The sequence below is a fragment of the Kitasatospora sp. HPM-01-4 genome (assembly GCF_051374625.1).
In the GTDB taxonomy this organism is placed as follows: Bacteria; Actinomycetota; Actinomycetes; order Streptomycetales; family Streptomycetaceae; genus Kitasatospora.
This window is the reverse complement of record NZ_JBPQGP010000005.1, coordinates 8,284,895-8,299,012: the sequence shown is the minus strand read 5'-3', so window position 1 is coordinate 8,299,012 and position 14,118 is coordinate 8,284,895. Positions and strand designations below refer to the sequence as shown.

Sequence of the window (14,118 nt, the reverse complement as noted above, 5' to 3'; positions counted from 1 at the left end):
CCGGACCAGCGGTGCACCATGACACCTCGCCACCGTTGCGTGAACTGGCGCAGAGATCCGGAGAGCACCGGTCCACCCCCAGCGTCATGCCTCCCGGAGAGGTGCCGCACCCGTCCCTCACCAAGGGCGCCCGTCCGGATCAGGTGGTGCAGGGCCGCGACGGCAGCAGGGACCAGATCCGGTTGGGCGTCAGTTTCGATGGCATCCGGGAAGCCGGGGGTGTCCCGCCCGACCCCAACGCCTCGGTAGGCTCCAGCCAGATCGTGGAGATCACCAACTACGACCTCGCGGTGTACTCCAAGACCGGTGCCACGGTACTCGGGCCACTGACCACCCAAACCCTGTTCAGCGGGTTCGGCGGACCGTGCGAGACCTCTCAGAGGGTGTTCGATAGGGGATTCCCCCCAACTGTCCGGCTTTGGTTCTTGCGGCGCGGACTCGGTTCCAGGATCTCGTGGCGGCCGGGTCCGTGTCCGCGATATTGATCAACTGTGACGGAACGACGCCGGTATCCCTCGGACCTGAAGGACGATCAGTGGGAGCTCATCGAGCCCATGCTGCTGGAGTGGCGACGCACCCGCGCCGAAGGACGTGAGCCCACGACCGGGCTGCGCGAGGTGGTCAACGCGATCCTCTACGTCGCGCGGACCGGCATCGCATGGCGCTACCTTCCGCACGACTTCCCACCCCACACCACCGTCTACGGCTACTTCAAGGAATGGGAACGAGACGGCACCACCGAGCGGATCCACGACACACTCCGTGACCAGCTCCGGGCGAAGAAGGGCCGCCGCATCCTGCCCAGCGCCGCGATCATCGACGCCCAGTCCGTGAAAGCCTCACCGAACGCCCCGGCCGACAGCCAGGGCTACGACGGCGGCAAGCGGGTCAAGGGCCGCAAGCGCCACATAGCCACCGACACCCTCGGCCTGCTCCTGGTTTTGATCGTCACCGCCGCCGGCGTCCAGGACTCCGCCGGCGGCAAGCAGGTCCTGGACACCCTCGCCGCCCAGTGGCCCACCGTGACCAAAGCGTGGGTGGACGCCGGCTACAACAACGCCGTCGTCAAGCACGGCGCCGCACTCGACATCGACGTCGAGGTCGTGGCCCGGGACAAGGAGCAGAAAGGCTTCGTCGTCCAGCCGATCCGCTGGCGCGTGGAGCAGACCTTCGGGATCATGTCCCGGTACCGGCGGCTCCACCGTGACTACGAGGAACTGCCGGACCGGTCACGCTCGATGATCCAGTGGGCCATGGTGAACTCCATGACCGACCGCCTGACCGCCAGCCCGGACAGAACCGGGCAATACCTCCGTCCGAAACCGCCTGCGGCAGCCTAAATCGGTATCGAACACCCTCTCAGAACGTCGACATCGGGGATCCCGTAGTCCGCTGGGACTCCCTGGCCCACCGCTGGATCGTCAACCAGTTCGCCCTCGACGAGACGGGCACCACGAATCGACTGTGCGTGGCCGTCTCCACCACCGAAGACGCCACCGGCGAGTACTACCGGTACGACTTCGGGTATCAGCACTTCATCGACCACCCGAAGGTCTCGGTGTGGCCGGACGCCTACTACGCGGCTTTCACCGGCGGGACGTTCTTCGAGGCGTGCGCCTGGGACCGGAACAGGATGCTGCGCGGAGCCGACGCCGACCAGCAGTGCTACACCATCCCGTCACCGACCATCCCGCTCCCCACGGACCTCGACGGCACGACCCCACCGCCGCAAGGCGAGCCCAACCTGCTGATCGCCCTCAACCCCGCCTACAACAGCCTCCAGTACTGGCGGTTCCACGTCGACTGGGCGGACCAGACCCGCACCACCGTCACGAGCCCGAGAGAGCTGCGGGTGGCCCCCTACACCCCGGCCTGCGCGAGTACCGATCCCACCCGGTGCGTCCCCCAGGCCGGCACCACCCAGAAACTGGACTCGCTCTCCTACTCCGTCATGTACCGGCTCGCCTACCGCAACTTCGGCGACCACCAGACCCTGGTCTTCAACCACGCGGTCGACGCCCCCGGCGGCATCGGGGTGCGCTGGTACGAACTGTGGCTGGACCGCGGCCGACCGGTCGTCCATCAGCAGAGCACCTACGCTCCAGGGCCCGGGTACCGGTGGATGGGCTCCGCGGCCCAGGACAAGGAGGGCGACATCGCCCTGGGATACTCGTCGTCGTCCTCCCAGGACCATCCCTCGATCCGCGTCACCGGACGCCTCGCGCACGACCCGCGGAACGTGATGACATTCCGGGAGACCACCGTGTGGACCGGCACAGGCTCCCAGACCGGGAGCAACCGCTGGGGTGACTACACCTCCATGGCGATCGACCCGATGGACGACTGCACGTTCTGGTACACCAACCAGTACCAACCGGCCGACGGCACCGGAAACTGGAACACCCGTATCGCCTCCTTCCAGCTCTCCGACTGCTGCGACCACCACCGCCACGGGTGACCCCCTCGGCGGACGGCACACAGCCGTCCGCCCCAGCCCCCATCGGGAGAAGACAACCGCCACAGGCCCGAACCTCAGCGGCGATCTCGGCGGCGACCAGCCCCTGGGCCGGGGCGATGCCGATCGCGGTCAACAGATCCTGCTGGTCCGGCTCCAGGCCGGGCCAGCAGGATCGTTGCGCCTGCACCCAGCGGCTGAGTTGCTCGCCCTCGAACACGGCGTCGGCGGGCACCGCGTTGAGGCCCGGTTCACCGCCCTTCGCTGCTCCGCCCTGAACAGCACCGATCACGGCGGCCACAAGGAGCAGGGCAGCATGATCCGCCGCTGCATCATCTGGCGGAACAAGCACGCTGCCGGCGAACGGCTACGCGATGTGGTCTACAGGGCAAACGTTGCCTGATGCGGCACTGGACCGCCCCAAGCATCCGATCACCGTCATCCGGGAGTGACCCGCGCGCACCCGACCGGTCCCGCCGCCCGAAACCTCGCACTGCGCCTGACCAGCCGAACGGGTGAATCCGGTGACGGCCACGCACTGCGCGACCTCCTCGCCCACCCGAGCGTCCGTGACCACCTCGGACCCGACCGGACAGCCGCGCTCGAACGCGCTCTCGCCGCCTGCGCACTGGGCTCCGGCGCCCTGCCCGCCCCCCCCCTTCGCGAGCGGCTGGAGGAGGCTCTGGGCGGCGCCTCGGAGGTGCTCGAAAACTCCCCGTTCGACCCGGGCTCGCCCGGTGGTAATCCGCTTGAACGGCGCATTCGAACAGCACCATCATCAGACGCTCCCGGTGCCCGAATCAGCCCCAACTCGGCTTTCTGGAGGCCCACTTGGGCCATTCACTTCTGCCGATGCGGCGGCTCCGTATGCCCGCGCACCGTCCGTGTCTGGAGGAGCTCTGGTGAACACCCACGCCCTGATGGTCAGCCACCTGTGCAAGGAGGCGAACGCGTGAGTACCGCGACCCGATCGGCCGAGACCGCCGACGAGGAGCTGCAGTGGCTGGCCGACGGCCGTCGCATCGAGGCGATCGAGGCGATCAGCGTCAGCGCCATGGCCCGCCGCCTGCCCACCCTCGTGGTCCGCGCCTTCCGACTCGGCTGGCGCATCGACCGCACCTCCGTCGCCCTGCTGCTGACCTGCCAGGTCATCTCCGCCGTACTCGGCGCGGCCGGACTGTTCGCAACCACCGGCACGATCGCGGCCCTGTTCGATCCGGGCCGGATCGGCGACAAGCTCGCCCACGCCGCGCCGTCCATCCTGGTGATCGCAGCGGCGGCAGGCGCCCGCTCGCTGCTCGGCATCACCATCCGCACCATCACCGTCCACCTGTCCCCTCGCATCTCCCGCGAAGCGGAAGCGGCGGTGCTGCGCGCCACCGTGGCCGCCGAGCTGACCGCCTACGACCACGCCGGCTACAACGACGAGCTGGAGGCCGCCGACCGCGGGGCCGAGGTGTGCGTGGACATCGTCGGCGAGGCACAGAACCTGATCGCCTCACTCGCCTCCCTCATCGGCGCCGCGAGCGTGCTGACGGTGCTCCACCCACTGCTTCTTCCGCTCCTCGTGCTGGCCGCACTGCCGCAGGGCATCGCGTCGGTTCACGCCGCCAGGGTCCAGTTCCTCGCGAACCGGGCCGCCATCGGCGACCGCCGGATCATGGCGAACCTTCGCTGGTACATCCACCTCAAGCGCAACGCCGACCAGGTCCGCTCCGACACCATGGGCGACTTCCTGCTCGCCAAGTACGAGCAGGTCGGCCGACGGCTGGACGCCGGCTCCCGGCAGGCTGCGATGAAGGGCGCCAAGGTCTCGGTGATCGGCGCCGCCGCGTCCGGCCTCGGCACCGCCCTGGTGTGGGTCGCGATGCTCTGGCTGGTCGGCACCGACCGGATGAGCCTGCCCCACGGCGGCGCGGCGGTGTTCGCCCTCGCCGCGGTCAGCACCAGCCTCCGCGGCATCGTCGGCTACGGCGCCGACCTGTTCCGCACCGGCATGTACCTGGACGACTGGTCGAGCTTCCTCGACACCGCCGGCGGCCACCGGCTGCAGCGCGGCACCGCTGTACCGCAGGCACCGCAACGGATCTCGGTGAAGGACCTCACCTACGCCTACCCCGCCTCCGAGCGCACATCACTGGAGGGGGTGAGTCTGCACGTCGACCGCGGCGAGATCCTGGCGCTGGTGGGCGAGAACGGCTCGGGCAAGACCACCCTCTCGAAGCTCCTCGCGGGCCTGTATCTGCCGGCCACCGGATCGGTGCTCTGGGACGGGCACGACACGCGCGACCTCGATCCGCACGCCCTGTGGCGCCAAGTCGCGGTCGTGCCCCAGGACTACGCACGCTGGCCGTTGACCTGCCGGGAGAACATCACGCTGGGACAGCCGGCCGCCGACGGAGACGAGGCCGTGATGCGCGCCGCCGAAGCCTCCGGGGCGGGCGAGGTCGTCGCCAAGCTCCGCCGGGGCCTCTCCACGCTCCTGGCCGTGGAGTGGATGGGCGGCGAGGAGCTGTCCGGAGGTCAGTGGCAGCGCCTGGCCATCGCCCGGGCGTTCCACCGCGAGGCCGGACTACTGGTCCTGGACGAGCCCACCGCCGCCCTCGACCCGCGGGCCGAGCACCGGATCTTCCAGAACCTGCGGGCCATCGCCCGCGATCGGGCGGTCGTCCTGGTCACCCATCGACTCACCAACGTGGCCGTCGCCGACCGGATCGTGGTCCTCGAGGAGGGGAAGGTCCTCCAGGAAGGGACGTTCGCCGAGCTGGTGGCCGACGCGGGCGGCCGGTTCAGGGAGTTGTGGGACCTGCAGAACGAGCGCACCGGCGTGCCCGCCCAACGGGCCGTACCGGTGCGGGAGACCGAGGAGCCCCTCCAGTGATCGACTTCGACGTGCTGACCGAACCGGCCTTCCGCGAAGGCGTCGAGCGGATCGGCGTCGGCGTGGTGGTCCGCGACACCTCCGCCCGGGTCCTGGTGATCCGCGACCCGGCCGGGCGCCTGCTGACGCACCAGCGCAACGACAAGCCCGGCATCGCCTGGCCCGGCGTCTGGACCCCGATCGGCGGGTGGCGGGAAGCCGACGAGACCCCGCAGGAGACCGCGTCCCGGGAGGTCCGCGAGGAGGCCGGGATCACCATCACCCGGATGCGGCTGATCCCAGGCCCACAGCACGACCTCGTCTCCCCGCTCACCCGCGTCCTGCACGCCGCCTGGGACGGTCCCGACAGCGACCTGCGGCTCGGCGACGAGGGCCTGGCCGTACGCATGGTCCCCCTCGCCGAGGTGCTCGACCTCAAGGTCCCGCCCTACATGCACCACTACCTGCCGCTGCTCGCCGCGGCGGCCGACCAGACCACCGGAAGGACCTCGTGAACCAGCTCGACCGCACCGACCGACCAGCGGACACGGCACACCGCGCGCCCGGGACGGACCCGCTGACGCTGGTCGTCGGGGTCCACCTCGTCGTGATCGACGGCGGCACGGTGCTTCTCGGACGGCGCCGCAACACGACCTACGCCGCCGGCCTGTGGCATCTTCCGGCCGGGCACATGGAGCGGGGCGAGCCCGTCACCCGTTCCATGACGCGCGAGGCCGAGGAGGAACTGGGCATCGCCATCGCCGAGGACGATCTCGAACTCGTCCACACGCTGCACCACCTCGACGCCGACGACGGGCGCAGCCGTCTCCAGCTGTTCTTCCGCTCCGCACGCTACGCGGGCCAGGTTCGCAACGCGGAGCCGCACAAGTGCGAGGAGCTGCGCTGGTGGCCGCTCGACCGACTTCCGGACGACATCGTTCCCTACACCGCGCACGCCCTCGGCGAGATCGCCCGCGGCAACCGGCTCTCCACCGTCGGCTGGTCGGCATGACCGGGCCCGCCCTTCCCGAGGACGCCGACCGGCTGCTGCGTGGGGCGGCCGGCTCGTACGAGCTGGTGGGCGTGCGCTCGCGGGACCGTTCGGGCCGGCCGGCGGTGTGGGAGGTCCGTACCGACGGCGGACAACGCCTGTTCGCCAAGCGGCACAAGAACGAGCTCATGCACCGGCGCGAGACCGCCGCCTACCGACACCTCGCACCCGCGCTCGGTCCCGACCGGGCCCCCACCCTGCTGGCTGAGGACGCCCGGTCACTGCTCGTCGTCACCACCCCGCTGCCCGGCACCCCGGCCATCGAGGCTGCCCTCAGCCCGGCCGAGGAGCGCGAGGTGTACCGGCAGGCCGGCCATTTGGGAGACTCCTCAGCCGATGCCGGTGATGATGGACGCGAGGGAGAGCAGGCCTGCGCCGAGCGCTCCCACGGCGGCGTAGCGTCGGATCACCTGCCGGGTGTCATGGCGGCGCAGGTAGCGCAGCAGGGCCGCGCCGAAGAGGAAGCCGGTCGCCCAGAGCAGAGCGAGGAACCACGGCACCCCGTCCTTTGTCGTACCTCGTGGCAACCGCGCGGTGGCGCTTGAGCCGGTTGATGCCGCATTCAACCGCGTGTCGCTGCTTGTAGTCGTCCTTGTCGAACTTGGGCGGGCGGCCGCCTCGGGAGGCGAGTTTGTGGCGGTTGCGGATCTGGCCCGCCTTCTCCGGGATGGTGCACTTCACGCCGCGCCGGCGCAAGGTAGGAGCGGTTCGCACGGGAGCCATAGGCCTTGTGGCGCGGACCCGGTCCGGCTTCGTACGGGGTCGGCCCGGTCCGATGCGAGGTGCCCGGATGCCGTCAAGGACCGGCTGGAACTGGGGACTGTCGTGCCGCCGGCCTGCGGTGACGAGCAGGGACAGCGGTTTCTGTCCCTGCTCGACTGCCAGGTGCAGCTTCGTGGTCAGCCCACCGCGTGAGCGCCCGAGACCGTCGTCGTCCGGCTCGGTGTCGACGCCGCCGGGTGGCTCCTTATCGACAACGATCCGCCGCACCAGGGACGCGGCTGCTGCGATGGCGGTCTCGCAGTGCGTGCTTGGGGCCGTCCGCGTATCTCATGTGTCTGCCTGTGGGTCCGGTGCCGGTCAACTGTCCCTGTCGCATTGGGTGGTCGCGGTCAGCTCGGTCAGGAGCCGGGTGATGGTGGGCGTTGCGACGTTGTGCCGGTCGGCTGCCCGCAGGAGCGCACCGCCGATGGCGTCCAGTTCCAGCGGGCGGCCCGCTTCGGCGTCGCGCTGCATCGATGACTTGGTGCCGGCGGGGAACGCGTCGTACAGCGCCAGCGTCTTCGCGGGGGCGGCAGGGACGCCGCAGGCCGCGCTGACGGCGGCGGCCTCCTCCACCAGGGCCACGAGCTCCGCACGGCGTTCGGTCCGCACCCCGCCGATGGTGAGGCCATAGCGGGTGGTCAGCAGGGCGAAGGGGGCGAGGAAGGCCAGTTTGGCCCAGAGTGCCGCGGTCTCGTCCTCGGCGACGCGGGCGGTGGCTCCCGCCGCCTGGAGCAGGTCGGCGAGCGTGTCCAGCCGCTTGTCCGTGCCCGCCAGGTCGATCTCGGTGAACGGGCTGCCGTGCTCGATGGTGCCGGGTGCGGTCCGGGTCGCCTCGACGCGGATGACGCCCGCCACGACCCGCTCGGCGCCGTAGCGTCGGCGCAGCACGTCGAGATGCTCGATGCCGTTGAGGAGAGGAACGACGAGGGCGTCCCGGAGCATGGCGGGCGGGATCCGCTCCAGGGCTGCGTCCAGCATGGTGTGCTTGACGGTCACCAGGCACAGGTCAACCGGTTCGCGCAGCCGGGTGTCGGCCTCCACGCGTGCGGTGAAGTCGCCGAACTGCGCGCTGTGCACGCGGAGCCCGTTGTGGTGCAGTGCCTGTGCGGTCGACTCTCCGGCGACGCAGATCACGCGGTGCCCGGCGCGGGACAGCAGGGCGGCGAGCAGGCCGCCGACGCCACCGGGTCCCAACACGGCCACCGTCTGCTTGGTTGTGGTCACGTGTGCTCCTGTCGTGCTTGCAAGACCAGTGTGGTCGGGCGGATTTGCCGGATGGGGGGCTGTGGTGGGCCTGGGTGCTTGCCCTCGGCACTGTCGCGGGTCGGCACCCGTCCGCTGCTTTCGCCGCGTCCGGATCGGGGTGAAAGCAGCGGACGGGTTGCCGCCCTGGGCCCTGCAGTGATGATCAGTCAACTCGGAAACCCAAGTCAATCCACGGGTTTACTAGGCCATACCCAAGCAATAGCTTGGGTCATTGTGACTCTTGATGATCTTCGTGTCTTCGCCGCGGTCTGCCGGACCGGCTCGCTGAGTGCCGCCGCTCGCGATCTGTCCTGCACGCAGTCCGCCGTCAGCCAGCACGTGAAGCGACTTGAGCGGGAGCTGGGCCTGAGCCTGGTCGAGCGGCACACGAGGGGGGTCGTGCCGACCCCGGCGGGGCGCATGCTTCACACGGCGGTCACCGAGGGCCTGGGGTGCATCGACCACGCGCTGCGTCGGCTCGAAGAACTCGCACGCGCGGAAGGCGGATCGGTGCGGGTCACGACAGGGGCCACTACCGTCCGGCACTTCATGTCCGCCGCCGTCGTCGACTTCCGCCGGCGCTTCCCCCAGGCCAGCCTCGACTTCCAGACCGAGACCTCCAGTGCCGGCTGCTTCGACGCCCTCACTGCCGGCGGCGTCGACCTCGCCTGGATCACCCTGGGGCCCGCGACGCGCACCATCGAGCAGCACCCCGTCGTGAAACTGCCCTGGGCGCTCGCCGTCTCGACGACCGACCCCCTGGCGGGCAAAGCGTTCATCGAACCGGCCGACCTGCAGGACGCCCGGCTCATCGGACTCCCGGAGAACTCGACCTCCCGCCTGCAACTCGGTGCCTGGCTGGCGGAGTCCGGGATCCGGCCGGTGTTCGACACGAGCGTCGCCGACTGGGACACGGCGATCCTCCTTGCTGAGCTTGGTCTCGGCCACGCCGTCGTCCCGACTCTGCCGGCCTGGAGCGGCCCCGGGCACCCGGGCCTGCGCCTGATCCCCATTCCCGCGCTCCCCGCCCTCACCGCAGGCTGGGCAGTGCGCCGCTGGGACGCCCTGTCCCCGCTGGCCCGCGCTTTCGCCGAGACCGTCGCGCACCACTGCGGCAAGCAGGCGAGCGTCCCGGGATCAGCCGATCGTTCTCGGCCTTCGCTCCGGCGTCAGGGACGTGATGAGCCATCAGGGCAGCCCTGATGCGGATCAATTGTCATGCCGTCACCACGGGCACACCGTCCGGACGATTGGCGAGCAGGGCCGCGACATGGTCCGCGCAGCGCAGGGCCGCCGTGGACATCGCATTCCTGGTCATCCCGGCGACATGCGGGGTCAGCAGCGCGTTCGGCAGGCCGAAGAGCGGCGAGGCGAAGGCGGCGTGCTCGTGTTCGAAGGTGTCGACGGCGGCTGCCGCGAGCGGATGTTCTGGGTCGCGCAGCGCGTCGGCCAGTGCCTGCTCGTCGACGATTCCGCCCCGGGCGGTGTTCAGCAGGATCGACCCCGGACGCATCAGTGCCAGCTCCGTCCGCCCGATCAGCCCTCGGGTCTGCGCGGTGAGTGGCAGATGCAGGGAGACCGCGTCACTGGTCGCCAGCAGTGCGGGGAGGGAGGGGGCCAGGGGTACTGATGCCTGGGCCGGGCGCCGCGAGAGCCCATGGACCTCCATGCCCAGGGCGGTGGCCCGCTCGGCCAGCGCCAGGCCGATCCGCCCCAGCCCGACGATACCCAGGGTCAGCTCCGACAGCTCCACCGTGGGCGCGGCCGGTGCGCGCCAACTGCCTTGGTGCGCGGCCTCGTTGTGTGACGGGAGGTCCCTGGTCAGGGCGAGTAGCTGGGCCAGGGTGAACTCGGCGACCGCGTTCGCGTTGGACCCTGGGGTATGGGTGACCGAGACCCCGTAACGGGCGGCGGCCGCCAACTCGACGTGATCGGTGCCCGCTCCGGCCCGACCGACCACACGGAGCCGGTTGGCCAGCGCGGCGTCGGTAGCAGCCGAGAAGAACGCGGCGCGTAGCGGCACACCGGCACGGGACTTGACCGCGTGGTAGCCGAGACCGTCCCGGACGGTCTCGGCGATCAGCGTGGACTCGTCGAAGGCATCGAAGTCGGTGAAGTCCACCCTGCCGTCCCAGGCAGCCCGCGCCCCGGCAGGATCGGCCACCCGGCGGAGATTCAGCGTGACGGCCAGGCGGTGACCGAGCAGACGCTCCAGCTCCGGACCGAGCAACTCGCCAGGAGCCGCGTCCAGCACCAGGACTCGGGCCCGCTCCATGTGGCCTCCCTTCCCCTGCACGGACCCTACTGTTCTCCAGGGACCGGTCACTGGGAGCCCCTCCCTTAACGCCCCGCTGCCGGGCTGACGGGGCGGCCTGCGGCCCACGGTGGCGTGCCGGGAACCGGAGGCAGGCCGGGAGTGTCAGCCGCTGTAGACGTCCTCCACGTAGCGGCCCTGGAAGACCAGCTCCTGGAGCCAGGCGTGGGCGTCCTCCTCCTCGGCTGCGGGGGTGCGCTTCAGATACATGTCCCGGAAGGCCGCACGGACGCCGGGGGCCATGCGGGCACCGTCGCCGCAGACGTAGACCTCGGCGCCGGCCTGGAGCAAGCTCCAGATCTCCTCGGCCTCGGCGGCGATACGGTCCTGGACGAAGCGCAGGCCCTCCACCGGAGCCTCGCTGAACACCGGGCGCATCGAAACGGCCCCGGCGAGCTCGGCGCCGTTCAGTTCGTCGGCGTGCAGGTAGTCGGCGTCTGGGGCGTCGCAGCCGAAGTAGCACAGCGCCGGAGCCAGGCGGGTGCCGTCGGCGACGAGGGTGCGGCGGTCGGCGATGGCACCGCGGAACGGAGCGAGCCCGGTTCCGGCGGCGATCATGATGACCGGCATGGTGTCGTCGTGGCCGATGCGGAAGACCTCGCGGCACGGCTGGACTCGGGCGTACACGGTGTCGCCGGGGCGAACGGTGCTCAGGTAGCCGGAGCCGGTGCCGCGGTACGTGCCGCGCCCCGAGCGGGCGGGCGCCTGCAGCAGGGAGACCATCAGGTCCATGTGCTGCGGGTCGGCGGCCGGCGAGGACGAGATCGAGTAGTGCCTGGGGCGCCGCGCGGGCAGCAGGTCGAGCAGGACCGGCCAGGTCAGGAGCCCGTGCAGGGCCGGGCTGTCCTCGATGACGTCGAGCAGTGTCCGCGGGTCGGCGGACTGGTCGGCTGCGAGGGCGCGCAGGGCGGCCTGTTCGGGCGGACAGGGGTTGAGTTCGGCCAGCTCGGTCAACTGCCCGGCGGTCGGGCGGTCCTGCAACTCGACGTGGTGGGTGAGTAGTTGGCGTACGGTCAGCGGACGGTCCACCGCGAGACCGTCGCGGTGCGGGCGGGTCGGCACGATGTTGAGCACGGTGTCGAGGTCGGCGCGCAGCAGCCGGGCGGCGCGCTCCACCACGCCCGCGTCATTGGCAGGCAGCACGGTCAGGTGGTCGGCGGTGCGGTAGCTCGTGCCCTCGGGCAGTGCCAGGCGGACCAGGCGCTTGACGCGCGGGTAGTCCGGGCCGGTGAGGCTCTCCACCGCGGTCACGGTCATCGCTGTCATGCCATGGCGCGCGGCCAACGCGTCGAGCTCGCCGCCGGTGACCTCGGTGACGGCGTACGTGGAGCCGTTCCGGTCGGGCGCGGCACCCGCGCTGTCCGGGTCGCCATGGTGTTCCAGCAGGGCTGTGCCCAGGGCCGCGGTGAACGCCTTGACGCTGCCGGTCAGGTCGGCGGAGGCGTCGGCCTCGGCGCGCGGCAGGACGCGGGTGGCACCGAGCGCGGTGAGGCGGTCGTCGATCAGTGTGGGGACCCGCTGGTAGGTGGCGGACCAGTTGCGGTCGCCGACACCGAGCACGGCGTAGCGGACGCCGTCGGCGGCGCCGGGGGCTGCGTTCTCCAGCCGGCGGACGAACGCGGCTGCGTCGTCGGTGGGTTGGCCGTTGTAGGAGGCGGCGGTGATGACCACCAGCCGGTCGGTGGGCAGGCCGTCCGCGTAGGCGTCCAGCGGGGCCACGGCGGTGTCGCAGCCGAGTTCGGCGGCGGCGTCATCGAGCCGGCCGGCGAATTCGCGGCAGGTGCCGTAGTTGGAGCCGTGCAGCAGCAGCACTCCGGTGCCCGGCAGGACGCGGGTCGGCCGCGCGGTCTCGACCGCCTCGGCGCAGGGCTCCTGCGCCGCCGCCTCAGCGGGTAGCGCGCCGTGGTTCGCGGCGCGGTCTGCCGGGGTGCGCGGGGCCAGGGTGAGCTGGAAGCCGTCCGGCTTGATGGTCAGGCTCTGCTTGATCGTCAGCTGGTAGTCCGCGTGGTCGATCAGCCGGTACCGGTGAACCAGCATGGCGAGCAGCATGGTGGCCTCGTGCAGTGCGAACTGCCGCCCGATGCAGGCGCGTTCGCCGGTGCCGAACGGCTTGTAGGCGTGCGGGGAACGCGCCGCCTCGGCCTCGGGAGTGAAGCGGAACGGGTCGAACGCCTCCGGGTTGTCCCCCCAGGCGGGGTCGCGGTGCAGCATCGGGGTGACGACGCGGACCGCCTGGCCGGCCCGCAGCGGGATCCGCCCGCCGATGACGGTGTCCACGCGTGCCTGGCGGGCGAAGGTGGGCGCGGCCGGCCACAGCCGCAGCGTCTCGGCCAGGACCTGACGGGTCAGGCGCAGGCGGCCGACGTCCTCGAAAGTCGGTTCCGGGTCGGCCTGGTCACCCCACAGCTCGTCCACCTCACGCTGCACCAGACGCAGCACCGCCGGGTGCTTGGCCAGGTGGTGAAGGGCGAAGGCCAAGGTGCCGGAGGTGGTCTCGTGCCCGGCGATCAGGAAGGTGATCACCTGGTTGCGGATGTTCCCGTGGTCCAGCGGTGTGCCGTCAGACGGGTGGGCGACCTCCAGCATCAGCGAGAGCAGGTCGGGGTGCTCGGGCTTGGCGCCGCCGCTGGTGCGTGCGGTGATCACCTCGTCGACGACCGACGACAGAAGGGCGGCGTCCACCCGCATCGCCTCGTCGCGCTCGCTGTAGTCGGTGCCGGGGATCCGGGCCAGGCGGGTCATCGCCCACTCCAGGCCGCGCACCATCGCACTCACGAACGGGTGCGGCTCCTGGCGGTCGAACGAACCGAAGTCGAACCCGAAGCCGGCCAGGCCGATGGTGTCCAGGGTCATCCGGGTCATGTCGTCCGGCACGTTCACCAGCAGTCCCGCTGCGGCGTGACGGTCCCAGGAATCGATGAGCCGACGCGCGACCTTCAGCATCACCGGGTGGTAGGTGCGCATGGATCCCAGCGCGAAGGCCGGCATCAGGATGTCGTGGGCCTTGGCCCAGTTCGGTTCCTCGTTGAAGGCGGTGAACAGGCCGTCGCCCGCGAACTCGCGTACGTTCACGAGCGCCGGGCCGACGAGCTTGCGAAAGCGCTGCTCGTCCGCGAGATCCGTGACCAGGTCCAGGCTGCTGACGAGAAGCAGGTCGCGACCGTGCAGCCGCTGGACATAGGCCCCGCCGTGCTGCCGGGCCAGCTCCATCTCCTGCAGGACGGGCGTGGCACCCGGACCGGTCGCGGAGATGTCGATCACTGGAACGTCGTTGCCGTTCACTGCCCGCAGCACGGGCCGGGTCTCGTTCATGGAGTGAGCTGTCCTCCGAGGTCGGGATTGGGACGGCCGCCGTCGGTGCGGCGGCGCTGTCTCCACCGTGGCGCGACCGGAAGGACCTCACATGCCACCGTGCTACAAATTCTTGT

The 14,118-nt window shown here is 70.8% G+C and carries 10 protein-coding genes and 2 pseudogenes; 8 read left to right on the top strand and 4 right to left on the bottom strand.

All coding sequences use genetic code 11. The features are described from left to right. Window positions 1-491: 491 nt before the first annotated feature. The 7 genes and pseudogenes from ACSMTC_RS36060 to ACSMTC_RS36030 all read left to right on the top strand — a co-directional run bounded on the left by ACSMTC_RS36060 (window position 492) and on the right by ACSMTC_RS36030 (window position 6,911). Window positions 492-1,340 (top strand): IS5 family transposase, encoded by an 849-nt coding sequence (locus ACSMTC_RS36060; RefSeq protein WP_436557617.1) that lies wholly within the window; start codon window positions 492-494, stop codon window positions 1,338-1,340. Window positions 1,341-1,468: 128 nt separating this feature from the next. Then, window positions 1,469-2,458, top strand: a complete 990-nt coding sequence (locus tag ACSMTC_RS36055; RefSeq protein WP_436563948.1) for a hypothetical protein — start codon at window positions 1,469-1,471, stop codon at window positions 2,456-2,458. Between the two features lie 229 nt (window positions 2,459-2,687). Beyond that, a pseudogene (locus ACSMTC_RS36050) lies at window positions 2,688-2,858 on the top strand (transposase); the annotation flags it as partial. 549 nt (window positions 2,859-3,407) lie between these two features. Beyond that, on the top strand, window positions 3,408-5,336 hold the full coding sequence (locus tag ACSMTC_RS36045; protein WP_436563947.1) for an ABC transporter ATP-binding protein: 1,929 nt from the start codon (window positions 3,408-3,410) through the stop codon (window positions 5,334-5,336). Continuing rightward, window positions 5,333-5,830 carry an NUDIX domain-containing protein gene (locus tag ACSMTC_RS36040; protein WP_436563946.1) on the top strand — a complete coding sequence of 166 codons (498 nt, stop codon included), beginning with the start codon at window positions 5,333-5,335 and terminating at the stop codon, window positions 5,828-5,830. The genes ACSMTC_RS36045 and ACSMTC_RS36040 overlap by 4 nt, the downstream gene beginning before the upstream one ends. Further along, on the top strand, window positions 5,827-6,327 hold the full coding sequence (locus ACSMTC_RS36035; protein WP_436563945.1) for an NUDIX hydrolase: 501 nt from the start codon (window positions 5,827-5,829) through the stop codon (window positions 6,325-6,327). Before ACSMTC_RS36040 ends, ACSMTC_RS36035 begins: the two co-directional genes overlap by 4 nt. Next, window positions 6,324-6,911 carry a hypothetical protein gene (locus tag ACSMTC_RS36030; protein WP_436564933.1) on the top strand — a complete coding sequence of 196 codons (588 nt, stop codon included), beginning with the start codon at window positions 6,324-6,326 and terminating at the stop codon, window positions 6,909-6,911. The genes ACSMTC_RS36035 and ACSMTC_RS36030 overlap by 4 nt, the downstream gene beginning before the upstream one ends. A gap of 10 nt (window positions 6,912-6,921) precedes the next feature. On the opposite strand, the pseudogene ACSMTC_RS36025 reads toward ACSMTC_RS36030, so the two are convergent. Further along, window positions 6,922-7,356 (bottom strand): annotated as a pseudogene (locus tag ACSMTC_RS36025) (transposase); the annotation flags it as partial. Between the two features lie 90 nt (window positions 7,357-7,446). Next, on the bottom strand, window positions 7,447-8,355 hold the full coding sequence (locus ACSMTC_RS36020; protein ID WP_436563944.1) for a ketopantoate reductase family protein: 909 nt from the start codon (window positions 8,353-8,355) through the stop codon (window positions 7,447-7,449). Between the two features lie 255 nt (window positions 8,356-8,610). Between ACSMTC_RS36020 and ACSMTC_RS36015 the strand changes: the two genes are divergently transcribed. Beyond that, a complete protein-coding gene (locus tag ACSMTC_RS36015; protein ID WP_436564905.1) occupies window positions 8,611-9,579 on the top strand; it encodes a LysR family transcriptional regulator in 969 nt (322 codons plus the stop codon). Window positions 9,580-9,592: 13 nt separating this feature from the next. Here the strand turns inward: ACSMTC_RS36015 and ACSMTC_RS36010 are convergent, their stop codons facing one another. Both ACSMTC_RS36010 and ACSMTC_RS36005 read right to left on the bottom strand, forming a co-directional pair. Beyond that, complete coding sequence (locus tag ACSMTC_RS36010; protein ID WP_436563943.1) at window positions 9,593-10,651, bottom strand: NAD(P)-dependent oxidoreductase; 1,059 nt, start codon at window positions 10,649-10,651, stop codon at window positions 9,593-9,595. Window positions 10,652-10,795: 144 nt separating this feature from the next. Continuing rightward, window positions 10,796-14,002, bottom strand: coding sequence for a bifunctional cytochrome P450/NADPH--P450 reductase (locus ACSMTC_RS36005; RefSeq protein WP_436563942.1), 3,207 nt, complete (start codon window positions 14,000-14,002; stop codon window positions 10,796-10,798). Window positions 14,003-14,118: the final 116 nt, after the last annotated feature.

What these genes read in the sequence shown, in the direction of transcription:
- ACSMTC_RS36030 (WP_436564933.1), top strand. Translation starts at nt 6,324, where the DNA reads ATGACCGGGCCCGCCCTTCCCGAGGACGCCGACCGGCTGCTGCGTGGG.
- ACSMTC_RS36010 (WP_436563943.1), bottom strand. Translation starts at nt 10,651, where the DNA reads ATGGAGCGGGCCCGAGTCCTGGTGCTGGACGCGGCTCCTGGCGAGTTG.
- ACSMTC_RS36005 (WP_436563942.1), bottom strand. Translation starts at nt 14,002, where the DNA reads ATGAACGAGACCCGGCCCGTGCTGCGGGCAGTGAACGGCAACGACGTT.